This is a genomic window from Pedobacter psychrophilus (assembly GCF_001652725.1).
GTDB classification, from domain to species: domain Bacteria; phylum Bacteroidota; class Bacteroidia; order Sphingobacteriales; family Sphingobacteriaceae; genus Pseudopedobacter; species Pseudopedobacter psychrophilus.
Map to the genome: position 1 here is coordinate 352,316 of NZ_LWHJ01000028.1, position 25,988 is coordinate 378,303.

Annotated in this window: 18 protein-coding genes; 12 read left to right on the forward strand and 6 right to left on the reverse strand. The window is 34.3% G+C overall.

Annotated features, from left to right (window positions below):
* The first annotated feature begins 372 nt into the window (after positions 1-372).
* From A5893_RS12150 to A5893_RS12200, 11 genes are all read left to right on the forward strand, one after another.
* Positions 373-1,641, forward strand: a complete 1,269-nt coding sequence (locus A5893_RS12150; RefSeq protein WP_068822838.1) for a DUF6600 domain-containing protein — start codon at positions 373-375, stop codon at positions 1,639-1,641.
* 129 nt (positions 1,642-1,770) lie between these two features.
* Entirely contained in the window at positions 1,771-2,370 is a 600-nt protein-coding gene (locus tag A5893_RS12155; RefSeq protein WP_068822839.1) for an RNA polymerase sigma factor, read from the forward strand.
* A gap of 71 nt (positions 2,371-2,441) precedes the next feature.
* A complete protein-coding gene (locus A5893_RS12160) occupies positions 2,442-3,380 on the forward strand; it encodes a FecR family protein (RefSeq protein WP_068822840.1) in 939 nt (312 codons plus the stop codon).
* 154 nt (positions 3,381-3,534) lie between these two features.
* Positions 3,535-6,972 carry a SusC/RagA family TonB-linked outer membrane protein gene (locus A5893_RS12165; RefSeq protein WP_068822869.1) on the forward strand — a complete coding sequence of 1,146 codons (3,438 nt, stop codon included), beginning with the start codon at positions 3,535-3,537 and terminating at the stop codon, positions 6,970-6,972.
* Positions 6,973-6,983: 11 nt separating this feature from the next.
* Positions 6,984-8,435, forward strand: a complete 1,452-nt coding sequence (locus A5893_RS12170; RefSeq protein WP_068822870.1) for a SusD/RagB family nutrient-binding outer membrane lipoprotein — start codon at positions 6,984-6,986, stop codon at positions 8,433-8,435.
* Between the two features lie 26 nt (positions 8,436-8,461).
* Positions 8,462-10,015 (forward strand): DUF5689 domain-containing protein, encoded by a 1,554-nt coding sequence (locus A5893_RS12175; protein ID WP_157687552.1) that lies wholly within the window; start codon positions 8,462-8,464, stop codon positions 10,013-10,015.
* A 49-nt stretch (positions 10,016-10,064) separates the two neighbouring features.
* On the forward strand, positions 10,065-11,477 hold the full coding sequence (locus tag A5893_RS12180) for a calcineurin-like phosphoesterase C-terminal domain-containing protein (RefSeq protein WP_068822842.1): 1,413 nt from the start codon (positions 10,065-10,067) through the stop codon (positions 11,475-11,477).
* Positions 11,478-11,613: 136 nt separating this feature from the next.
* On the forward strand, positions 11,614-12,519 hold the full coding sequence (locus A5893_RS12185; protein ID WP_068822843.1) for a glycerophosphodiester phosphodiesterase family protein: 906 nt from the start codon (positions 11,614-11,616) through the stop codon (positions 12,517-12,519).
* A 37-nt stretch (positions 12,520-12,556) separates the two neighbouring features.
* On the forward strand, positions 12,557-14,383 hold the full coding sequence (locus A5893_RS12190; protein WP_068822844.1) for a T9SS type A sorting domain-containing protein: 1,827 nt from the start codon (positions 12,557-12,559) through the stop codon (positions 14,381-14,383).
* Positions 14,384-14,386: 3 nt separating this feature from the next.
* Entirely contained in the window at positions 14,387-15,562 is a 1,176-nt protein-coding gene (locus A5893_RS12195; protein WP_082911428.1) for a phospholipase D-like domain-containing protein, read from the forward strand.
* Positions 15,563-15,709: 147 nt separating this feature from the next.
* Positions 15,710-18,226, forward strand: a complete 2,517-nt coding sequence (locus A5893_RS12200) for an ATP-binding protein (protein ID WP_068822846.1) — start codon at positions 15,710-15,712, stop codon at positions 18,224-18,226.
* Positions 18,227-18,241: 15 nt separating this feature from the next.
* Here A5893_RS12200 and A5893_RS12205 read toward each other — a convergent pair whose 3' ends face one another.
* From A5893_RS12205 to ccoN, 6 genes are all read right to left on the reverse strand, one after another.
* Positions 18,242-18,931, reverse strand: coding sequence for a sulfite exporter TauE/SafE family protein (locus A5893_RS12205; RefSeq protein WP_068822847.1), 690 nt, complete (start codon positions 18,929-18,931; stop codon positions 18,242-18,244).
* Positions 18,928-19,341 (reverse strand): FixH family protein, encoded by a 414-nt coding sequence (locus A5893_RS12210; protein WP_068822848.1) that lies wholly within the window; start codon positions 19,339-19,341, stop codon positions 18,928-18,930. The genes A5893_RS12205 and A5893_RS12210 overlap by 4 nt, the downstream gene beginning before the upstream one ends.
* A gap of 5 nt (positions 19,342-19,346) precedes the next feature.
* Positions 19,347-20,723 (reverse strand): cytochrome c oxidase accessory protein CcoG, encoded by a 1,377-nt coding sequence (ccoG, locus tag A5893_RS12215; protein ID WP_068822849.1) that lies wholly within the window; start codon positions 20,721-20,723, stop codon positions 19,347-19,349.
* Between the two features lie 110 nt (positions 20,724-20,833).
* The gene (locus A5893_RS12220; protein ID WP_068822850.1) at positions 20,834-21,691 is read right to left on the reverse strand and encodes a cbb3-type cytochrome c oxidase N-terminal domain-containing protein; all 858 of its coding nucleotides are present in this window, start codon (positions 21,689-21,691) and stop codon (positions 20,834-20,836) included.
* Between the two features lie 10 nt (positions 21,692-21,701).
* The gene (locus A5893_RS17890) at positions 21,702-21,878 is read right to left on the reverse strand and encodes a hypothetical protein (protein ID WP_198342318.1); all 177 of its coding nucleotides are present in this window, start codon (positions 21,876-21,878) and stop codon (positions 21,702-21,704) included.
* 7 nt (positions 21,879-21,885) lie between these two features.
* On the reverse strand, positions 21,886-24,000 hold the full coding sequence (ccoN, locus tag A5893_RS12225) for a cytochrome-c oxidase, cbb3-type subunit I (protein ID WP_068822871.1): 2,115 nt from the start codon (positions 23,998-24,000) through the stop codon (positions 21,886-21,888).
* 289 nt (positions 24,001-24,289) lie between these two features.
* Between ccoN and A5893_RS12230 the strand changes: the two genes are divergently transcribed.
* Positions 24,290-25,573 (forward strand): acetyl-CoA hydrolase/transferase family protein, encoded by a 1,284-nt coding sequence (locus tag A5893_RS12230; RefSeq protein WP_068822851.1) that lies wholly within the window; start codon positions 24,290-24,292, stop codon positions 25,571-25,573.
* Positions 25,574-25,988 lie beyond the last annotated feature (415 nt).

Genomic DNA, 25,988 nt, shown 5'->3' on the forward strand with positions numbered 1-25,988 from the left:
TGATTTAATAGAAAGTTTTAAGCATTAAAGATAATTTTCTCTAGATAAATTTTGCGTTAAGGATTGAAACGGCATCCTTTTTTTGCAACTAACCACTATGATTATAGCAAAAAAAGATACAGTGAAAAGCCTGTAAAAACGCCCAAAAAAAATAATACTTTAATAACTGACACCTTTTGAAAATACTAATCGTCTTTATATTATAACATCTTTTAAAATGGTGTTACGTTCTTATATCAGTATTTAAAATTATAACATTTAACAGAATCCAAATATGATTCTGCTAAATGATTGTCATAAAAGAGATGATAGATATAGTTTTAAAAATTGAAGCGTTTATAATTCACAGTTAAAATTTAAATATTAAACATCATGAACTGGAGCTTAAAAAAATTAACAACCGCCTTTGGAATAATGGTTTTATTTCTAGGCCTAGGTTTTAACAAAGTTGAGGCTAAACCAAATCGTGGAATTTCTCTTCAGGTTTTTTACGATGAAATGGCTCCCTACGGAGATTGGGTAAATAATCCTGACTACGGTTATGTTTGGAGACCAAATGTAGGTAGGGATTTTAAGCCTTATTATACAAACGGACATTGGGTAATGACCGAATATGGTAATACCTGGGTTTCTAATTATAATTGGGGTTGGGCTCCTTTTCATTACGGACGTTGGTTTTACGATGATTATGATGGTTGGGTTTGGGCACCAGATACAGAATGGGGACCAGCTTGGGTAAATTGGAGAAGCGGTGGTGGATATTATGGTTGGGCACCTTTAGCGCCTAGAATAAGCATCAATATCAATATTGGGAACAGAAACAGGTATTATGTACCTGATAATTATTGGGTGTTTATACCTCAAAGATGTATTTATTATCCATCTTATAGCAGATATTGGGAGCCAAGGCGCAATGTTTATATCGTTCAAAACACTACAATTATTAATAATATTTATACAAACAGAAATGTAAGATATTATACTGGCCCTAGGCCCGATGAAATTAGAAGAGCCACAAGACAAGATGTGCCTATCTATAGAACTGCTGATAATGTACGCCCAGGTGTTACAAGTGTAGATAAAGGAACTGTAAATATTTATCGCCCAGATGTATCCAGGGATGCTAATAATGATGCACCAAGAACGATAGCTAACAATTCTTCTAGACCTAGTAGAACAGACAGTTCTACTCCAAATTATAGAAGTGGGGATAGCAATAATTCTACAAGGCCAGGTGTAAGCGATAGAGATAATGGTACAATTTCTCGTCCGGATGCTACAACCAGCAGACCAACAAGAAGCAGTGATAACAATGTTGTTCGTCCTGATGCTACTCCAAATAATGATCGATCTAATGTTCCATCAAATAATCAACCAGTGGACAATAGTAGGAGTAACAGACCAGAACCAACCAAGAGTAGTGCGCCAAGACAGGAAGCTCCAGCAAAAGTGGAGAGACCTGAGCCAACTAGAAGTCAGCAACCTGTTTCCAGGCCAGAGCCTACTAGCAGACCAAGTAGAGTAGAAAGAAGTGAACCACAAAGCCAACCAAAAAGTGTTGAGCGTTCTGCACCATCACGTTCTACCGAGGGAAGTATTAATTCTTCCAGACCAAGCAACAGGCCAAGCAGAAATGATTAAATTGTGATTGATTTATATAGCAACTCCCCTTCGTAAATTCGGAGGGGAGTTTTTTTATGAATTTTTTTACCTATAAAACATCAAAACTTAAAATTGGCTTAACATGGGATGGTTATTTTCGTAAATCGCATGAGAACAATTATTATTTCGGATCAAGATTTATTGATAGATATCCAAAAAGGGGATTCGGCGGCATTTGATTTGCTTTTTGACCGCTACTGGGATAAACTATATAGAATTGCTTTTGCCAGGCTCAACAATAGTGATGACGCTAAAGATCTTGTACAAGAATTACTCATCAGTTTGTGGAATAAAAGAGAAACACTAATTATAAATACCACTTTAGAAAATTATCTATTTGGTGCGCTAAAGTTTAGTGTGGTGAGTTATTTCCGCTCCTTAAAGATCAATGAACAACGACTGGTAGAGGCCACTGAAAGAATTAATATTTTAGAAAATTCTGTGATTGATGTAAAAGATTATATCGAACTAGAGCATATATTAGAGGAGGCGGTAAACTTGATGCCAGAAACGCTTAAGAAAATTTATGAGTTACGTTGTGATAATGTACCCTTAAAAGAAATTGCCAGTCGGCTTGGTTTGGCAGATCAAACTGTAAAAAACTACTTATCAGAACTAATACGCAGATTAAAACTGGTAATTTTAGAAAAGCATCCCGAAAAAAACTTAACCTACCTTGCTATTTTAATCTCCATCCTTAACAAATAGATAACACAAGTTTAACTTAAATTATAAGTACTAAAACGCGTTTGCTACGACATATATGCAGAACACGTTTTATGCAAGAGCTTAAATTTAAAGGATTATTAACCCGCTATTTTAATAAAAAAGCAAACGAGACCGAATCTGCCTTGGTGGATGCCTGGTACAAATCATACCAATCATTAGAAGAAGATGTGCAAGTTGAGACTCTAGTAAAAGAGGAATCCAAAAAAGCATTAAAAAGTTATATCCAACAATCAGAATCCACTAAAACCTTAAAGCCATTATATTTTAAAATTGCTGCTTCTGTAGTTTTAATATCTGCTACTGCTATTTTTTTTAACAAAAAGTTAAAATCATCCTCAAAAAAAATCACCTATTCTTTTGTGTCTGCAAGGGTTGGTCAGGTCAAAAAAGTAACCCTGCCAGATAGCTCTGTGGTTTGGTTAAATGCGGCTAGTAATTTAAGAGTAAGCTCTAACTTTAATGAGGAAACCAGAACTGTTTTTTTAGATGAGGGGGAAGCATATTTTGAAGTCACTAAAAATCCAAAGAAACCATTTATTGTAAACAGCCCTAAACTTAAGGTGCAGGTATTAGGAACTTCATTTGATATTGATGCTTATCGAGATAAAGGAGCAACAAAAGTTTCGGTATCTACCGGAAGGGTAAAAGTAAAAAATGCCAATAAAAATTTGGCAATCCTTACCCCAAAGCAAGAATTAACTTTTAATAACAAAGCTGGGGATTATCACCAAACAGAGATAGATATCAACCAATTTAGAGCGTGGAAAGACGGTAAATTCTATTTTAACCAAGCCAGCTTTATCAATCTTGCGGTAACCCTTAAAAATAATTTCAAAATCGATTTGATTGCAGGGAAACCTGAAGTTAAAAAATATCTTTTTACCCTACACCTAACCTCTGATATGACCAATCAACAAGTTTTAAATCTAGTAAGTGCTATACATGATTCTAATTACAGGAAGGAGGGTAATAGCATGATTCTTTATTAAATAAAAAACCGACCCAAGCTGCAAACAAGGATCGGTAAATCATTAACAATGAAGTGATAGACTGCAATCTTAATTACTTCATCTTTTTAACCATTATCATTTAATCAAAAATATGAAATTTTTTTTACCGCTAACTAACAAGTATTCTAAGCTTATGAGAATCACTTTCTTAGCCTTATGTGTGTTATTAACCACAGGTATTTTAACAGCCTTTGCCAGTAAAACAGATGCGCAAATTTTAAACACAAAAATCAGTGTAAAATTTGAATCAGAAAACCTGTATTCTGCAATAAAAAAAATAGAAGCGAAAACAAACAACGTTTTTGCTTATGATGAATCTTATTTAGGCTTAAAAAGCATCAGCGTAAAAACCGCAAACTTTACCAATGAAAGTTTAGAAAATGTTTTAAAGTTTTTATTAAAAGGAAGTGGAATCAGCTACAAAGAGCTATCCGGAAAAGTATTATTGAATAAAAGCGGGACAACTCAAGATGATGTAACCATAAAAGGAAAGGTAACAGAAGCTGCCACAGGATTGGCACTCCCAAGTGTTTCCATCATTAATGTAGATAGAAAGATTTTAGGTTTTACCCAGCCAAACGGAACTTTCACTATTACTGTCCCAATTGGTAGCGAGATTTCTTTCGAATCATTAGGTTTTAAACCTGTTAAAAGAACCGCCACAACTACCAATAATAATTGGGAAATTAAAATGGAGGAATCTGTTAATCAATTAAATGAAGTGGTAGTTACCGCTTTAGGAATTGAACGTGAAGAAAGGGCTCTAGGATATGCTACTACAACTGTAGAAGGTAAAGATTTAACCAGTGCTTTATCAAACAATTGGACAGATGCGCTTTCTGGAAAAGTTGCAGGTTTAAATTTAATAAGATCAAATGGTGGCCCAGCAGGTTCAAATAAAATTATCTTAAGGGGAGAGAATAGCATTAACGGAAGTTCTGAAGCTTTAATAGTTGTTGATGGAGTAGTGATTAGTACGAGTAGCGGTAGAACTACGGGTTATGGAGAAAAAGGATATTTAGCAACAGAAACTCCTGTTGATTACGGTAGTGGTTTAAATGATATCAATCCAGAAGACATAGAAACTGTAACCGTTTTAAAAGGTCCGGGTGCGGCAGCATTATATGGACAGCGTGGTGCAAATGGAGCAATTATCATTACTACAAAAGCAGGAAAATCTAATCAAAAAGGGATTGGCGTTACTGTAAATTCCAATACTTCTTTTGAAACCATTTATGGCGGCCCAGATTTACAATATGAATATGGACAAGGTACTGACGGAGACAACTATTATTCTTACAATGCTTCGGAAGATGGGCCAAGTACCAGAAGTACAAGTTCTGCTTGGGGACCAAGATTTAACGGTCAGGAATATTATCAATACGACCCAATTACCCATACAAAAGCTTTAGAAAAAACACCTTGGGTGCCTTATGTAGATGATGCATTCAATTTTTTTAAAACGGGCAAAACTTTTACCAACAGCGTAACGCTTGATGGAGGAACAGATAAAACATTTTCTCGTTTTTCCTTTACCAATGTAAATAACTCTTGGTTTTTACCCAATACTGGTTATGATAGAAATACGGTAGCATTATCAGTAAATCAGAAGGTTAATGACAAATTAAAGATTTCTGCTAAAGTTAATTACAACAATAAATCGAGTGACAACCTGCCTTCAACGGGTTATAATAATCAATCAACTATGTATTGGTTTTTATTTTGGGAACCTAGTGCAAGTATAGATTGGTTAAAAGACTATTGGTTGCCAGGTTCTGAAGGTTTATTACAAAGTTACCCTTTCAGTAGCTTCCCGGATAATCCATATCTGATAGCCAACCAAATGCTGAATAAATATAACAGAAACGGCATTACTGGCAACATTCAAGCTAGCTATAATTTTACCAAGGAATTAAGTTTAACGCTACGTACATCAATGGATTACGCAAATGATCAGCGTTCTCAACAACGTCCGTTTGATACCGAGAAATTTAAAAAAGGATTGTATCGTACTCAAAACATATTTACCCAAGAGGTAACTAGCGATTTCTTGCTTCGATATAATAAAAAATTAAAAAACTTTCAACTCTCTGGTACATTTGGCGGAAGTACTTTAAAAAACAATTACAACAAAGATGAAGTAAGGGCCGACTCACTTTCTTATCCTGGAGTTTACACATTGGCCAACAGTTCGGGTGTATTATTAACGCTTCCTTTTAAGAGTAAATTTGCCTTAAATAGTTTTTATGGTCTGTTTACCGCTAGCTACAAAAATTTTCTTTACTTAGATGTTACTGGCAGAAATGATTGGAATAGTGTTTTAGCATCCCCATTAGGTACTGATAATGTTTCATTCTTTTATCCATCTATAAACGGAAGTTTAATCATATCAGAATTATTTAAACTTCCTAAATCTATATCATTTGCAAAAATAAGGGCTTCTTATGCGGGGGTTGGCAGCGCAGAAACTACTCCTTACCGTACTTCTGTTGTCTATAATACCGCAGCTCCGTTTCAAGGAGGATTACAAAATCCATCCTCATTATACAATCCAAATTTAAAGTCATTATATACAGAAAGCTATGAAGTTGGTACTGATATAAGACTATTTAACGGCCGGTTAAATTTCGATATCGCGGCTTATTTAGGAAACACAAAAGATCAAATCCTAACCTCTACTGTTGATCGCTCTTCTGGAGCAAGTAATGCAGTTATTAATGCTGGACTGGTAAGAAATAAAGGATTAGAGATTGCGATCAACGGAAGCCCATTTAAAAAGAAAAATGGCTTTGGTTGGGAAGTGTTTACCACTTTTGCAGCAAACAAAAACGAGGTAGTTACTTTAACCGAAGGATTAGATGCAATAATTCTTCAAAACGGACCGGGCAGCCGTGGCGCAATAGCGGCTATTCCTGGAGGAAGCTTAGGAGATATTTATGGAAGAGGTTATGAAAGATCTCCAGATGGACAAATTGTTTATGCTAATGGTTATCCTTTGCTTAGCGCAGATTCTAAATACATTGGAAATGCAACCCCAAAATGGAAAGCAAGTATTGGTAATACTTTCAGATACAAAACCTTATCCTTTAACTTTTTATTTGATGGACAATATGGAGCCAAAGCTTATTCTTTATCAGCAGCTGTATTAGCAGAACAAGGCAAAACAGAAAACACACTGCCGGGAAGATATAATGGAATCATTGGAAACGGTGTAATTAAAAATTCAGATGGCACTTACCGCCCAAATGATGTTGTAGCAGAAAACGCAACAACTTATTATACTGCACATTATGGACGTGACAATGTAGAAGGAACCACCTATTCCACAGACTTCATAAAACTAAGACAAGCCAGAATAGATTATACATTAAGCCCGAAACTCACTAGCAAGTTAGGTTTGCAACGAACTACAATTGGCTTTTACGGTCGTGATTTGCTAACTATTTCTACTTGGCCAGCATTTGATCCAGAATTTGGTACACTAAATAATGGAGATATCAATAAGGGATTTGAATATGCTCAATTCCCCGCCTCAAGAACTTTTGGTATCAATTTAACCATTGGCATTTAATTATTATGATGATGAGAAATACAACGAAAAAATATACAGCAATAATAACAGCACTTGCCATAAGCATTAGCTTTTTTGCTTGTAAAAAAGATTTTCAAGAAATTAACACCAACCCAAATACTAGTGAGTTTGCTTTACCTCAAGCTTTATTAGCCCCAGCTATAACAAGTATTGTTGCTGCTAACATGAGCAGGGCGCAAAGGGTAACAAATGAATTAATGCAAGTCACCATAAACATGGGCGATACGGAAGGTAAAATTTTTAGATATGAAGTACGCAGTGGAGAGGCAGATTACTTATGGAATGCCTGGTACTCTGAGCTTTCTAATCTTAAAGATGTTTATAAAGGTGGTGAAGATAACTTGAGCGATTCTTATAAAGGAGTTTCTTTAATATCTCAAGCTTGGGTTTATTCTTTAATTACTGATACTTATGGCGATGCTCCGTTTACCGAGTCTAATCAAGCTAAGCAAGGAAATTTCACCCCAAAATTTGATAAACAAGAGGATATTTATAAAGGCATTTTCGCCATGTTAGATTCTGCCAATACTTTACTGAAAAACGGAAAAGCTATTGCATCTACAAGTGATCCAATTTTTAAAGGTGATCAAACCAAGTGGAGAAAGTTTGGCAATTCTTTATACCTAAGATTATTATTAAGGGTTTCTGGGAAAGAATCAACATTGGCAGCCACAAAAATTAAAGAGATTGTAGAAACAAATGCTGTCAATTATCCATTAATGGCAACCAATGATGATTCGGCCATATTGAGATGGTCTGGAACCGCTCCTTATGTTTCTCCTTTTGCAACTTGGAGACCCGGCGATTGGTATGGTCCAAAATTAGGAAGCTTTTTTGTTGATAATTTAAATGAGAGAAGCGACCCAAGAATACAAAAATGGGGAACACTTTTTCAAGGAGATTACGCAGGTGTACCAAGTGGATATGCTCCAGGAAATGCACCAGAACCTAAATCTTCTTTTCCAACTTCTTTACAGATTGAACCTTTATTGGGTAACCTCATGAATTATGGCGAATTGCAATTGATATTGTCAGAATGTGCTTTAAAAGGTTATATCGGCGCAAAGCCAGCTAAAACTTATTATGAAATAGGTTCTACTAATGCAATTACACTTTGGGGGTATGCTGTACCAAACAACTATTTAACTTTTGATAAGGTGAAATGGGATGACGCTTACAGCTTTGACCAAAAAATGGAACTAATCCACATCCAAAAATATTACGCCATGTTCTTCACCGATTTGGAGCAATGGTTTGAGTACAGAAGAACTGGGCATCCATTTTTACCAAAGGGAGCTGGATTGGCAAATGGTGGCGTAATGCCAGCTAGGCTAAACTATCCTGTTTATGTGCAAAATACAAACGGAGCCAATTACAAGGCTGCCGTTGCTAATCAAGGACCAGATTTGATTACCACTAATGTTTGGTGGCAAAAACCTTAAAATCATTTATCATTAAAATAAATATTATGAAACTGAAATATTTAATCATCTTATTATTTGCTTCTTCCTTTGTGTTGTCGGCTTGTGAAAAACATGATTTTGCAGCCGGTGTGGTTAGTTCTATCACTTCTGTGGAAGACGTGAGGGATTTATATAAAGGAACAGAAGTTACCATCACTTCTGAAAGTTTGCTTGGTGCAGAAAAAATCAGAGGAGTGGTAATTTCCAATCCCGATTCTGCAAATATTGCCTCAGGATTGGTGGTGATTCAAAATACCACCAGAAATAAAACAAGGGGAATCATATTAGCAGTAGAGAATGCTAATACGTATAAAATGGGAGATTCTTTATTGGTAAACATAAGCGGAGGGAAGCTAAATAAGGTTAACGGCTCCATGCAAATTACAGGTTTAAAGGAAGCTAATATTACAAAGACATCTTCTGGAAGCATAATTCAACCACAATCCACTTCAACTTTTAATATCAATGCAAAACCAGGAGATTATGAAAGTACTTTAGTGCAAATAAAAGGCGGAACAGTGAATCCGCCACCAACACCAACATCCGTTTTTAATGGAGAAAAAAGTATAATAAACGGTGCGGATAGCATCATTTTACATACAGAAACAGCAGCAAGTTTTGCTAATGCACAATTACCTGCTACCGCAGATTTTGCAGGAATATTATTTGTAAAGCAAGACGCAAACTCAAATACAATATTGCAAATTTGGCCAAGAACCGAGGCAGACATTACAAATCGCATTGCACCAACCGACCCAAACGGACCAAAACTCGGTAAATTTCCAGTAATCATTACGGGTTTTGTTAATGATGCTAAGGGTGCAGATGGAAATTATGAGTATTTCCAATTTAGGGCAACAAGAGATATCGACTTTGAAAAAACTCCGATGGCAGTTGTGACTTGTACCAATGCAGGTTCTGCAGCTCCTTATGCTGGCACAGCCCCAGAGGGCGGCTGGGCTACTGGAGGCGGTAGAAGTTATAAATTTAATTTGACCAGCGGAAAAGTATTAAAAGGGGAATATTTTTATGTTGGTGGAGGTAGCAAGCGTATCAACGGCCCTAACTCTACTTTAATTTCTGATGCAAAATGGATAACAGCCATCAATTACGTTACAATAGATGGGGATGGTTTTGGCTCAAAAAGCAGTGGATTATTACCCAATAGCGGAAATGCCGGAGGTATATCAATTTTTGAAGGAACAAACGTAACCGAAACTTCTATCCCTGTTGATGTGGTATTCTTTGGTGGTACAGGCAAAACCACTATGTTTAATGAAACTGGGCCATTTGGTTACAGAGTTACAGATAGCGACCATTACACTATTACAGACCCTGCAACAAAAGTTGACCAACCTTTCTTTTATCAAGGCACAAACCAATATGTTATTCCACACAAAACACCTGCAGATTTAGGGATATTTGTGAAACTAGGAGGCGTTTTTGATGCCAAAACTAAAACCTGGACTACAGCAAGAGGGTACGAATTTTATGAAATGACCCAAACCTCAGCAATTTCTGAGATTGAAACTACAGGAGCTACTACCATTAATAATTAAATACTTAGGCTTTTGATGATTTCCATCAAAAGCCTTCTTTTATATACAAATGAAAAGAAGATCATTTATACAAAGCCTTGGGCTGATTACTGGAGGAGCATTCATCAGTTTAAAATCTAATGCCTTTACCAAACTAAAAAGAGCAGAAACCATCAGCGGCAGCGTGAAGAATGGAAAAAAAGGAATTAAAGATGTGGTGATTTCTGATGGTTTCTCAGTTGTAAAAACCGATATAAATGGAAATTATAGTCTTACTCCTAACGAAAAAGCTTTATCCATTTTTATGAGTACGCCTGCTGGATATGAATTTAAAACCAGTTATAATGTGGCTCAGCAGTATGAAAAATTAGGGAGTAGAAATCAATATGATTTCATGCTCACCGCATTAAAAAGGGATGATAAAAACCATCATTTTATTGTTTGGGCAGATCCACAAGTGAGAAATAAAAAAGATGTAGATCAAATGATGGCAACCTCTGTTCCTGACACTATTGAGCATATTAAATCTTTAGGAGAAGATACGCTGGTTCATGGAATTTGTGTTGGGGATATTGCTTGGGATTATCTGGAGTATTTTCAAGATTATAACAAAGCTGTAGAAATGATGGGCATTCCATTTTTTCAGGCATTGGGCAACCATGATATGAATTATCGGGAAGGTGGAGATGAAACATCAGACCGTACTTTTAAAGAAGTTTATGGACCAACATATTATTCCTTTAATAGAGGAAAAGCACATTATGTAGTTTTAGATGATGTTAGATATTTAGGTACAGAAAGAGAATACGATGGTTTTATTACTCAGGACCAGTTAGACTGGTTAGCAAAAGATTTGTCTTTTATTGATAAAGACGCTTTACTGATTATCTCTTTACATATTCCGGTTCATAACTCAGTTAAAAATAATACAGATTTCTATGAGATTTTAAAAGACTTTAAAAATATACATGTGCTATCTGGGCATACCCATTTTAATGTAAATAATATAACAGGTAATGTTTATGAGCATAATCACGGAACTGTTTGTGGCGCTTGGTGGACTGGTCCAATCTGTACAGATGGAACGCCAAGGGGTTATGGAGTTTATGAAGTAAAAGGCAATGATTTAGAGTGGTATTATAAACCCACCGGTTTAGAAAAACAACATCAACATGTGATTTACATTGATGAGCTGACCAACCAAAAAAGATTATTGGTTAACGTTTGGAACTGGGACCCAGAGTGGAAAGTAGAATATGAACTTGATGGTAAAAATATGGGCTTTATGGAACAACAACAAGGTTATGATCCATTATCTGTTAAACTTTACAAGGGAGATAAATTGCCGGCAGGACGTACATTTCCAGAACCATCTGAAATAGACCATTTATTTATAGCTCATTTTAATTCTGAAGTTAAGAAAGTAAAAGTCACCGTTATGGATAGATTTGGAAACAGTTATATTAAAGAAGCAGATGCTTAAAGATGCTTGTTAAGGGTCAGTATCAAATTGCCTTTCTTAGGCAGAGATGCTGGTCCCTTTTTTTAAGGACATCAGGTCTTGTGCTGTTTCCTCATCAAAATAAAAATGTATAAAGCAATTATTCTAATATTTATCAATGAAAATACGTTATAGTATTACATTTTTCTTCCTCATTATTATTACTGCTTGTAAAAGCACCAAGCCTTCTAAACAAAGTAAAATGGAATTCCCAAAATTTGATATAGAAGCACACCGTGGTGGTAGAGGGCTGATGCCAGAAAATAGCATTCCCGCAATGTTAAATGCACTGGCCATGGGGGTAAATACTTTAGAAATGGATACACACATTACTAAAGATGGACAAGTAGTTGTTACCCATGATGATTATTTAAGTCCAGCATTTATTTTGCAACCCAACAAAGAGGAGATACCAAAATCTGAAGCACAAAAAAACATCATTTATCAAATGCCTTACGCCGATTTAAAGCGCTTTGATATTGGTTCTAAATATTATCCAGCTTTTCCTCAACAAAAGAAAATCAATACATCTATTCCTTTATTATCAGATATAATTGATGCCGTTCAAAGCGATATAGACAAAAACAATAGAAAACAAATATTCTATAATATAGAAACAAAATGTAGTGAAAAAGGGGATGGAATTTTACATCCAAATCCAGATAAATTCGTTGAGTTACTGATTAATATCATTAAGGAAAAGAAAATTACATCTTTTGTAATTATTCAATCTTTTGATAAAAGAACCATTCAAATTATTAATAAAAAAAATCCTGAAATCAAGACTGCTTATCTCATTAGCAATAAAAAAACTTTTGAAGAAAACATCAAAGAATTAGGTTATAAGCCATTTATTTACAATCCAGAGTACCATCTGGTTAATAAAGATTTAATATTAAAATGCCATCAACAAAACATTAAGATTATACCTTGGACAGTAAATACTTTAGAAGAAATTAATCTGCTAAAAAATTTAGGCGTTGATGGTGTTATTACAGATTACCCGAATTTATTATTGCCTTAATAAATAAAATCTATAATTCAAATTTTAATCAAAAAACATGAAAACAAAATTACCAAATTTATTTGGCTGTTTAGCGGCCGTTATTTTAATGTGTTTTAGTTTTAATACACAAGCACAATTAGGTCAACTTTTAGGTTGGCAATTTAGTAATCCAGCATCCTTAGGGACCGAAGTTACTGCAACTTCTTATTTTACAAATGAAGGAATGGAAATATCTACTTTAAGTAGAGGAGCAGGTTTTAAACCCTCCGGTTTAGCAAGAGCTTTTAGCTCAGCATTAACAAATTATCCTTTTCCTCCTCCCCCTGTCACTACACCACCCACACCAGCCCAATCAACATCAAAACAACAAGCCTTAGATGATAATGTTTATTATGAAATCACTGTCAAGCCAAAGACTAATTTTACCGCTTCACTTTCTTCAATTGAAGCAAAAATTAGAAGAAGTGCTGCTGGAGTTCAGTCATATAGATGGTCATATAGTGTAAATGGAGCAGCTTTTATAGAAATTGGCACCGCAGATGTCACAGGATTTACTGACACCAATGATTTTGGAGTTGCACAGGCTCCTATAGATTTAAGTACAATTCCAGACCTTCAAAATATTTCCTCTAGCACAACAATAAGGTTAAGAATATACGCATGGGGAATAAGTTCTACCGGAGGCAGTACTGCATTTGCAAGATATGTAGCAACAGACTTAACTCCTGTTTTAGCTATAAGGGGAGAAGTTAACATTCCAACACCTATTTTAGCTTGGCAATTTGGTACCCCTGCAACAGTTGGTAATGAAGCTAGTGTAGCATCTACAACAACTGATACTCAGTTAAGTCCTTCAAATCTAGTTAGGGGTGCTGGTTTTTTACCAGCTAGTTTGGCAAGATCATTTAATGCTTCTTCCACAGTGTTTACCTCATCTACAAAACAAACAGCTTTAACGAATAACGAATATTTTGAGTTTGATGTTACTCCAAATGCAACAGGTAAATATCTGAATTTACAATCATTACAGTATATTTTAAGAAGAACTACAAATGGAGCGGCGAATTTTAGATGGCAATATAGCAGAAATGGAGGTGCATTTGTAGAAATTGGGGCAGCCGATATCTCACTATTAAGCTCAGATGACGGTGTTTTACAATCAGAATTAAATTTATCGGGGATTGCAGATTTACAGAATATTCCTACTTCTCAATCTTTAAAATTTAGAATTTACGCTTGGGGCGCTACAACCTCAGGAGGTGCTTTTGCAATAGGTAAAACTGTAGCATCTACTTCTAGAAATAGTTTAGAGTTGAGAGGGACAATTAGCAATACACTTCCAGTTTCTTTAACATCATTTACCGGAAATTATCAAAACAATGCAGTAAACTTAATATGGCAAACCGCTAGTGAAACAAACAATTCCCATTTCGAAATCTTCCGTTCTGGTGACAATAAAAAACAAATTAGTTTAGGAAAAGTTCCTGGAAATGGTAATTCAAACGCATTAAATACTTATCGATTTAAAGATACCCAACCATTAGCTGGGCAAAATTACTATTTCCTTAAACAGATAGATTTAGATGGTAAAATAAATGAAGTTGGTATCTATACAGTGAATGTTGGTCTAGAGAAATTACAATTAAGTGCCTACCATTCGGTTGAAGAGAATGCTGTACTCTTATCTTTATATTCTGTAACTGGCGGAAAAGGCAAACTCCAAATATTTGACCTCGGCGGTAAAAAAATATCTGATATAAATGTTCAGTTAGAAAAAGGTTATCAATCTTTAAGAATCCCTGCAACACTTACACAAGGAATTTACCTAGTAAATTATAGTAGCGCATCAGAACAAATTAGCAGCAAGTTTTTAGGTAATTAAAACATGTATAAAAATTTAAAATATTCAATCTTCATGTTGCTTTTCTTACTTTCTTGTAAGAAAAGCAACACTGATAATGGAGGCGCTAATTCTGTTACAATTAATTTTCCATCTAGTTATTTTACGGATGTTAACCTAGTTTCTAAGGGAAACGCTTCACCAGTAATTTTAGATAGATTAACAAGCCTTATAGACGCAACTCCTGCAAAGTCTAAAATCCATTTAGCAATTTATGGGTTTGATCATCAAGGAGTAATTTCATCTTTAAAAAAAGCAGCAGAAAGAAATGTAGAAATTCACATTGCCATAGATTTCAGCTTAGATGAAACCCAGCAACAAAATCGACCAACCATTATAACAATAAGAAGTTTTTTAAAAGAAGGTTCAGATATCACTACCATAAATAATGATGCAGGTTCATCGGCTATACAGCACAATAAGTTTGTCCTTTTTTCTGATATAAATACATCAACGGGCATCGTAAACAATGTGGTATTTCAAACTTCACACAATTTCACAATTGATGACTCTAAGAAATTACAAGATGCGGTTGTTCTAAATCAGAAAGGCTTGTATGATGCTTATTTAAATTATTTTAATCAGATAAAATCAAGAGGCGCATCTGGAATGAAAGATTTCAGTTTCTTGGAGTTTAATGATGAACCAAATGGGATATATGCTCAATATTTCCCAAAAAGGAAAAATGGAGTAGCTTATGGTGGAGATAGTATTATCGAATTTCTAGATGCCATAACAGACCCTGCTAGTACAACAATAAGTGTTGGCATGTCAGATTGGACGGCAAGCAGGTTAAATGTTGTTAATAAATTACAAGAATTATTGCTTAAGGGCGCAAAAGTAGAAGTAGTGGCTAAAAGTAAAGCTGATCCTGAGATATTAACTGGTTTAGAAAATCTGAGAAAAAAAGGAGCGTTTGTTAAAATCCTTAACCTTACTTTGTCTAGTCAACCTAAAATAAATATCCATTCCAAGTTTTTTATTATTGATGGCGCTTGGAAAGGGGAGAAATGTAAAATTGTAGCAACAGGAAGCCATAACTTAACAGGAAATGCCTTAAGGAATAACAATGAGACGCTCTTAATTTTGAAAAATTTTAATGGTTTATTTTCAGATTATACCAACAATTTTCTTGAACTAAAAAAGCTTCCTGGTATTTAAGATTGATTATTATTATTGGTTATTTAGTTGAATGTTGATAGCTTTTTATTTCAAAAATTTTTAACTGTAAAAATTTAAGTGTGGAACTTTAAAAACACCTGATATCAAAATTTAATAAGTAATTTAGTGAGCTTATTTTTTGATTACATGCCTAAATCCACATCCTTTGAAAGCGAGCAAAAGAGATTAGCCGCTTTAAAGTCTTATAATATTTTAGATACAGCAAACGAAAAGGATTTCGATGAACTAACCGTTTTGGCATCTACTATTTGTCAGGTGCCTATTGCATTAATAAGTCTGGTGGATGAAAAAAGACAATATTTTAAATCCCATACTGGTTTATCAGCTTCTGAAACGCCAATAGAACAATCATTTTGTGCACATGCAATTTCATCTACTAAAGATATGATGATTGTGGATGATGCGACAGAAGATAATCGTTTTAAAAACAATCCCTTAGTTATTGGGCATCCCAATATCACATTTTATGCAGGTGTACCTTTAATTAATGAAGATGGATTTGCGTTAGGTACTTTATGCGTAATAGACACAAAAAAGAAACAATTAACTAATCAGCAACAGGAAGCGTTAAAAATTATTGCCAAACAGGTAATGGGTAAGTTAGAGCTTCGTAGAAAAATATCAGAATTAGAAGAGTTTAAACAGGAACAACAAATCTTGTTCAATAAATTATTAACAAGCGAGGAAAGAACCAACTTTCTTTTTGCTGATGCGCCAGTTGCTATTGGAGTATTAAGCGGAAAGCAACTTATCATAGAAAAAGCTAATGATAATTTATTAAATGTTTGGGGAAGGGATAAATCTTGTATCGGTAAATCTTTAGATGATACACTACCAGAATTAAAAAATCAACCATTATATAAGATTATTCAAGATGTTTTTATAAGCGGTAAACCTTACTATGGAGAAAATTTAGAGGTTGTCCATATTAAGAATAATAAAGAGGTTAAAGGATTTTTCAATTTTGTATATCATCCTATAAAAAATAAAGAAAACATTGCAATTGGCATTATGATGATTGCCAATGATGTAACAGAGCAAACATTAAATAAAAAAGAAACTGCAAAATTAAATCTTAAGCTCCAAATTGCTAACAAAGAATTAGAATCAAGTAACGAAGAGCAATCCACCATTAACGAAGAATTGTTAAGCACAAATGATTCTCTGATTGAGGCGCAAGGTCAATTAGAAGAAACTATTAACGATGTTGAATTAAGTAGAGCAAGGTTTAGGGATATGATTCTCTCTTCTCCTGTGGCGATGTTAGTATTTACCGGGGATAATTTTATTTTTGATGAGGTTAATGATGCCATGTTGTTAATTATCGATAAGGATTTTTCTATTAAAGGAAAACCCTTAATTGAGGTTATGCCAGAATTAATTGGTCAGCCTATTTTAGATATTCTCTATAACACTTATCATACAGGTCAAGAGGTTAGGCTTTTAGATGCTCCTGTTAGCTTAAATCGTAATGGCGAATTAACTTTGCTCTATTTTAATGTTACCTATAGTGCTATATTAGAAAACGGAAAAATTACGGGCGTAATGCAATCTGCAGTAGACGTTACAGTACAAGTTTTAGCTAGAAATGAGTTAAAAAAAGCCGAAGAATTGATGCGTATGACTATAAATGCAGCCAATTTGGGTACATGGGTAACCAACATGACTACCAAAGAAGTTATTGCTAATGATAGGCTTAAAGAGTTATATGGATTTAATAAGGATGAAGAATTTAGCTATGAAGATTCTATAAATTATATTACTGAGGATTTTAGACCTACAGTTATAGAACATATTGAGAATGCGGTAAATAGAAAGGATTCTTATAATATAGAATTCAAGATCAAAGGCAAAAACGATCAGCAAATAAGATGGATAAAATCTTATGGAAAACTAAATTTAGGTTCAGATGATAATACTAACCTATTTTCTGGAGTTGCTATGGATATCACTGAACAAAAAGGAAACGAGCAGAGAAAAAATGCTTTTATAGGAATGGTGAGTCATGAACTTAAAAACCCATTAACTTCTATAAATGCTTATTTGCAACTTTTAGAAGTAAAAGCTAATAAAGCAAAAGATGATTTTACCTCTGGTGTTTTAGGTAAAACTTTGGTGCAGGTTAGCAAAATGAGAAACATTATTGGCGGCTTTTTAGACGTTTCAAGGTATGAATCTGGTAGAATTAGTATTGATATACAGTCATTTGATTTATCTGAATTAATAAAGGAAGTAGAAGAAGAATCCATAACTACAATCACTAGCCATAAAGTAATTTTTGCTCCAGTAGAATATACTTTAGTAAATGCCGATAGGGATAAAATTGGACAAGTAATTAATAACTTCATTAATAATGCAGTTAAATATTCTCCAATTAATTCTACTATTAACATAAGTTGTGTAAGTAAAAATAATCTCGCAGAAGTTTGCGTAAAGGATGAAGGAATGGGCATTTCATCTGAGAACCAAAAAAACCTGTTCGAAAGATATTTTAGAGTTCAAGGAGAACATATGAAATTAATTGCCGGTTTTGGAATTGGACTTTATATCTGTAAAGAAATCATCGAAAGACATAACGGTAAAATTGGCGTAGAAAGTGAAATGGGAAAAGGTTCTGTCTTTTATTTTCAATTGCCTTTATAATTTATTAAGACAAGATTAATGGCAAATTACCTGTTCGTTGCCTAAAATTTTAGGACTTAAGTAAGGAATATCTAAATTTAATCCCCTTATAATAAACCAAATACCTAAGCATAAGGTTATATAAGGTAAAAAAACATTTATTTTTTGCCTAAAAACAGGTTTACTAAAGTTCACACCCAACATTGCTAAAAGCATTAAAGGCATTGTCCCTAATCCAAAAACAAACATAAATAAAGCAGATTGATAGGCACTATCTGTATTAATGGCTGTTGCTAAACCCAAATAAACAAATCCGCAAGGTAAAAAACCGTTTAGTAAACCTAAATATAAATGACCAGCTTTATTTTTTATGGCTTTTCCTATTAGTTTATTAACTATTAATGTAAAACGATTTGGCTTATAGGTATTGCTTTTTCTTAATCTGATAATCTGCGGAAGCACTGCTAAAATAATTAATACACCACTAAGAATACTGATACTTTGTTGAAGACCGGCCATCCACAATTGCTTTCCTAATAAACCAATCAATAATCCTAAAAAAGCATATGAAACTGCCCTCCCAAGGTTATAAGAAAATTTTTTTATTAAGGTTATCCATTTATTTTCTTGCTGATAAGGAATAGCAAAAGCCAATGGGCCACACATACCAACACAATGTAAACTCCCAAATAACCCAATGACAAATGCTAATTGTAAATGGTTCATGGAATGTAAATGTTTTTTTCATAAAGGTAATTTCGTTTACCATTATTCCACGATATTACCAAATGCCATTGGCCTTTTTCAAGCAAACCCTTATCAATACTAAATGATGAATTCTTTAACTTGATTGACCTATCTTTTGTTTTATCGGCGGTTCTCTTAAAAAGAATATTTCCATTTTCAAGAGCCTTAAATTCAACATTTAGTGTATTACCATTAACGGTAATTAAAGGGGTTGCATGATCATCAATTACATTTTGCTTTAAAGCATATTCCTCATCAAATGCCAATCCCTTTTCATAGTAATCCTTATCAAAAGCATCATCTATAGAATAGGTCATCTTAATAGCCAGTATGGTTATAAAACCCATAAAAATGATTAAAACTAATATGATACTTCTTCCCCAATTCATGCTATTTAATTTACAGGTCCTAAAAAACTTGTTTTCATTTTGTTAATGATCTTGCCATTCTGTTTGATCAAAAGCACCACATCTGTTTTTCTTTGGTGTATGGATTTATTTAGCAATAACACAAAAAAGGTGACTTTAACTGTGCTTTCTTTTTCGATTTTTGGTGCGGATTGTATCCAGGTAATTTTTTGATTTTTATCCTCCGGAATAATTTCGATATTCATAGGATAAACCGTTTTGTTGGTCAGCTCGGCATTATACAAATTACTGATGTAACCATTAGGTTGCTCTTGATACAACATTCCACCTGCTCGCAGTAGCGTAACATCTATATCTTTTCGGCTCATTAAAAAGTAAGTCAATATCGCAATCATAGCAACAAGTACAAAGCTGTAGGCTTTCATTCTGAGGTTAAACCGAGGCTGGTGATTGTTGGCGATCATTTCTTCAGAATAAAAACCGATCAGTTTACGTGGTTTATGAATTTTATCCATAACATCGTCACAAGCATCAATACATGCGGTGCAATTCACACATTCTAATTGTGTCCCTTTACGGATATCAATCCCGGTAGGGCAAACCGCAACGCATAAATTGCAATCTACACAATCGCCCAATTTTGATGCTGCATCTCCTTTTTTGAGTTTTCCCCTGGGTTCGCCACGTAAGTAATTATAGGCAACCACTAAAGAGTTTTTATCAAGCATTACACCTTGCAGCCTTCCGTAAGGACAAGCCACAATACAAACCAATTCTCGTAACTGACTAAAAACTAAATAGAATGCAAGTGTGAAAACACAAATGGCAATAAAACCAACCCAATGTAATTGTATAGGTTCCGTAATAATGCTGAACAAGCTATCACTACCAATAATGTAGGCTAAAAAGGTATTTGATATGAGAAAAGAAATCAATAAAAATAGAAAGTGTTTAGCTGTTTTTTTGATGATTTTATCTTGATTCCAATCACTTTCGTCCAGTTTTTTTCTGGCTAAAGGTTCGCCTTCTATCCAAACTTCAATTTTACGGAAAACCATTTCCAAAAAAATAGTTTGAGGGCAAATCCATCCACAAAAAACACGACCAAATGCTATCGTAAATAAAACAATGCTAATCAGCACCAGCAACATCGCCAAAACGAAAATAAAGAAATCCTGTGGCCAAAATACTTGCCCAAATAAGATGAACTTTCTTTCGAGAATATTAAACATCATAAACTGATGTCCTTTAAATTTGATAAAAGGAGCCGCAAATAGAAAAACCAATAGTACATAACTTACTATACTTCGGTATTTATAAAATGCACCTTTTCTTAAAAGTGGATATAACCATCTTCGCTTCCCACTTGCCTCAACTGTACTGTGATAGGTTATTTCTTCCATTTTTTTTAAATGAGTGTTAAATAGTTTGTATAGAGTATTGAGACCAGAGTATTAAAATGTGACTTTAAACTCTTTTTACTAATGACTAGATACTTTCTACTAAAGACTAATCAACTTTCTTTATCGCCCTGTGGTTCTTTAGGATTTGCAGGATGAGAATCTTTTAATGATTTAATATAATTCGATACTTCGGACATTTGCTTTGGACTCAATTGTTTTTCCCAGGAAATCATTCCTTTATCGGGCCATCCATATTTAATGGTTTTAAAAACATCTTTAATTTTTCCTCCGTGTATCCAATATTCATCCGTTAAATTTGGACCTACAACACCTTGCGCATGCTCTCCGTGACAAGCCACACAATTTTGTATAAAAGTGGCTTTACCAGCTTTCAATACTTCTACATCGGCAGTTAATTTTACAGAATTTTCATCTACACGGTTAGCAGATTTTGCCAAGAACGCTTTTTGATCAGTATCTGCTTGTTTCATTTCTATTGTATATTCTTCATCCTGTAATTTTCCCAATTTAAAAACATGATAGTTTAAGAGGTAAACAAATGCAAATACGATAGTTCCATAAAAAAGCCACATAAACCATGCAGGTGTAGGATTATCCAACTCTGCAATTCCGTCATATTTGTGATCCATTAAAAGGTCTTTTTCTTCGGCAATTGGTCTTAAAGAAAGTAGTTTTTCCCAAAGTGACGGTTTTGGTTCAGAAGGCTCTATCGCTAAATCCGATACCGCTGTAGCCATCATTAACTTTTCCTCTTTAGGTAATAACATATCCGCCATTACTTTAAAAGTTTTCATTAATACCAAACAAACTATGCAGATAAGGGCTAGTGTAAATATAATTGCACCCAAGGCAATTCCGTTCATTAATTCTGATGTGGTGTAAGCAAAAGAAATATTATGGATACCAAAAAGAAGTACAGAGGTTAAAAATATTTTGCGAATGTTCATGTTTTTAGAATTAATTCGATGCTTCAATTTCTTCATTTAACGGAATGTCGCTCATATATTCTAAATGCGATTTTTTCATCCTGAACATGGCGATTGTTGCGCCAATAAAGAATGCAAAAAATATAGAAAGTGAGAGCAACATATAAATTTCGTCGCCTTGTAGGCTATGTACAAACTGTTTAAACATGGCTTATTTATTTTGAGGGTTTGTTTTTAATATCGGTTCCTAGTCTTTGTAAGTAAGCAATGATGGCTATGATTTCCCTATCGCTACTCACTTTAATCTTATCAATGGCAAGATTTGCTGAAATTGCTTTTGCTTGCAGATCTAAATCTTTATTGGCAATGGCAGCATATCCATTAGGATAAGGGACACCAAATGTTTGCATTGCCCTGATTTTTACCGCTGTGGTTGTAGTATCCAACTTTTGATCAATCAACCAATCATAATTTGGCATGATACTTCCTGGCGACATGGTTCTTGGATCCATTAAGTGATTATAATGCCATGCGTTACTGTATTTTCCGCCTTCACGTTGTAAATCTGGTCCGGTTCTTTTAGATCCCCAAAGAAAAGGATGGTCGTAAACAAATTCTCCAGCTTTGCTGTATTCTCCATAACGTTCTGTCTCAGATCTAAAAGGACGGATAGTTTGAGTGTGACAGCCCACACATCCTTCTTTAATGTATAAATCTCGCCCTTGTAGCTCTAAAGGTGTATATGGTTTTACGCTGGCAATAGTAGGTACGTTAGAGCTGATAAATAAAGTGGGTAACATTTCTACCATCCCGCCAATTAGTATAACTACTAAGCTTAACACCAATAAAACCATTGGTTTACGCTCAATTTTACGGTGCCAAAATTCGCGAGGTTCGTTTTCTTTTACTAATGGTAAAGCTTCGGCAGCTTCATTACTTACCAACTTTCCGGTTGTCATGGTTCTTACCAGATTATAAGCCATTACGATAACTCCAATTAGATAGAAACCCCCACCTATAGAACGCATGATGTACATTGGGATAATTCGAGTTACAGTTTCCAGGAAGTTGGCATATTTTAATAAACCTTCTGGTGTAAACTCTTTCCACATTAAACCTTGTGTAAAACCAGCCCAGTATAAAGGAATGGCGTAAAAAAGGATTCCTAAAGTGCCAATCCAAAAGTGGAAAGAAGCTAATTTTTTAGAGTAAAGCGTAGTTTTATAGATTCTTGGGATTAACCAATACAAAACACCAAATGTTAAAAATCCATTCCATCCTAGAGCGCCAACGTGAACGTGGGCAACGATCCAATCTGTAAAATGGGCAATGGCATTTACGCTTTTTAAGGAGAGCATTGGGCCTTCAAATGTGGCCATTCCGTAAGCGGTTAATGCAACCACCATAAATTTTAAAGTCACGTCATCACGTACTTTATCCCAGGCACCACGTAAAGTCAATAATCCATTGATCATCCCACCCCAACTTGGTGCAATTAGCATTATAGAAAATGCAACCCCTAAAGATTGCGCCCATCCTGGTAAAGAAGAATATAATAAATGATGCGGACCAGCCCAGATATAGATAAATATCAAAGCCCAAAAATGTAGGATACTTAAACGATAAGAGTAAATAGGACGATTAGCCATTTTAGGTAAGAAATAATACATCATCCCTAAATAAGGTGTAGTTAAGAAGAATGCTACCGCATTATGCCCATACCACCATTGTACCAAAGCATCTTGAACGCCAGCGAAAAGATAATAGCTTTTAAAAATTGAAACTGGTAATTCAAAAGAATTAACAATATGTAAAACAGCAACTGTTACAAACGTGGCGATGTAAAACCAAATGGCAACATATAAGTGCTTTTCCCTTCTCTTTAATATGGTTCCAAACATATTGATTCCAAAAACTACCCAAATAATAGTAATGGCAATATCAATTGGCCATTCTAGTTCGGCATATTCATGTGAAGTGCTAAAACCCAATGGAAGCGTAATTACCGCAGAAATTATAATTAACTGCCAGCCCCAAAAATGGATTTTGCTTAACACATCGCTAAACATTCTGGCTTTTAACAATCGTTGTAAAGAATAATAAACGCCCATAAAAATGGCATTCCCCACAAAAGCAAAAATGACAGCATTGGTATGTAAGGGTCTAATTCTTCCATAGGTGGTATATTGATTTCCCAAATTCATAGATGGACTATAAAGTTGGGTGGCTATCAATAAACCTACAGTCATTCCAATAATGCCCCAAACTATGGTAGCAATGGCAAAATTTCTAACTGTTTTGTTGTCGTAATAAAATTTATCTGGTTGCATTAACATATTTAGAATAGCTTTTATATACTGCAAAAATATCTTGCTTGTGGTGTCCAGAGTGTGACTAAAAATGTGCTAATTAATGACCCTTATCACTTTTAATAAAATTTAAAAATGTTCCCATATATTCGCCTAATTCAACAATTGGAATAGGCGAAAAAGCAATAAATTTTTTGGAGAAAAGCCGGGTTTGTTAATGATCTTAGTAATAATAATAAATTAAAAGCCGCTATTAATCCCTCATTTGCCTGTTTTTATAAACATTTATATTTTAAAAAATTAAAATATCATGAACAACAATAGATATATTACAGCAGAAGAAGCAGTAAAGTTGGTTAAATCAGGAGATCGTGTTTTTCTTCATGGCAGCGCAGCTACTCCAACCCTTATTATAGAGGCATTACAAAATCGTTATCATGAGTTAAAAAACGTCGAACTCGTTAGCATTACCACTCTTGGTGATAGCAACTTTAGCAACGAAAAATATAAAGAGAGTTTCTTTTTTAATTCATTATTTGTTTCTCCCAATTCAAGATCAGTAGTAAATAGTTTACACGGAGACTATGTCCCGGTATTTTTAAGTGAGATTCCATTACTTTTTAAGGAAGAATTTTTACCTATAGACGTAGCTATCATTCAAGTTTCAGAACCAGATAAACATGGTTATTGCACATTAGGAACTTCAGTAGATATTTCAAAAGCAGCTGTTGATTGCGCTAAGAGTGTAATAGCACAAGTAAACCCTAACATGCCTCGTACGCATGGCGATGGTTTCATTCATACTAGTAAAATAGATGCGATGGTATGGCACAAAACAGAATTGCCAGAAGTTGATTATTCCTCAAAAGCAACAGATGCAATTATAGAAATAGGTAAACACATTACAACATTAATAGAAGATGGATCTACGCTTCAATTGGGTATTGGAAGTATACCAGATCAAGTCTTAAAAAATTTAGTAAATCATAAAAACCTTGGTTTACATACAGAAATGCTTTCAGACGGTGTAATACCATTAATAGAAAGTGGCGTAATAAATAATTGTAATAAAAAGCTTAACATAGGTAAATCAGTCACCTCTTTTATGGTTGGCACAAAAAAACTATATGATTTTGTGAATGATAATCCATCTATACGTGTAATGAATATTAATTATGTTAATGATACAAGTATTATCAGGCAAAATCCTAAAGTAATTGCAATAAATAGTGCAATCGAAATAGATTTAACAGGTCAAGTATGTGCCGATTCTATTGGTACTTATCAATATTCTGGTATTGGTGGTCAAATGGATTTTATTCGTGGTGCATCGCTCTCTCTAGGTGGAAAGCCAATTATAGCGCTACCTTCAATAACAAATAAAGGTATTTCTCGCATCACCCCGTTTCTAAAAGAAGGAGCAGGGGTAGTTACAACCCGCGGACATGTTCATTGGGTGGTTACAGAATACGGAAAAGTAAACCTTTTCGGCAAAAATCTTAAACAACGTGGCAAAGCGTTAATTGAAATCTCTCATCCTAATCACAGGGAAAATTTGGAAAGGGCATTTTATGATAGATATAATAAGACTTAACTATTTGTATTAATTACACTATATCTATGAATATAAATCAATCTTTCTTCATTTATATAATTATTATATACCAAATATCCTTATACTAAACCAAGGAGAATTACTCTTTTTTATTTGTTAAAATTATTATTTTATGTTTAGTCTGCTACACTTATAATCGGTTAAATGCCTAAATAATAAAAAGATTAATTTCTTTCACTCACATAATCAATCAATTAAATAAATTTTATAAAATAATTCAGAAAGAGTATTGCGTATTAAAATTAAAAACTACACCTTTGCACTCCGCAAACGCAAGGAATGCGGATAGCCTGATAAAGGCTTTAAAAAATAAAAAAAAAGATTTGGAAGTTAAATAAAATAACCACATCTTTGCACCCCGAACAAAAGGGAAACACAATCGGAGCGATTCCGA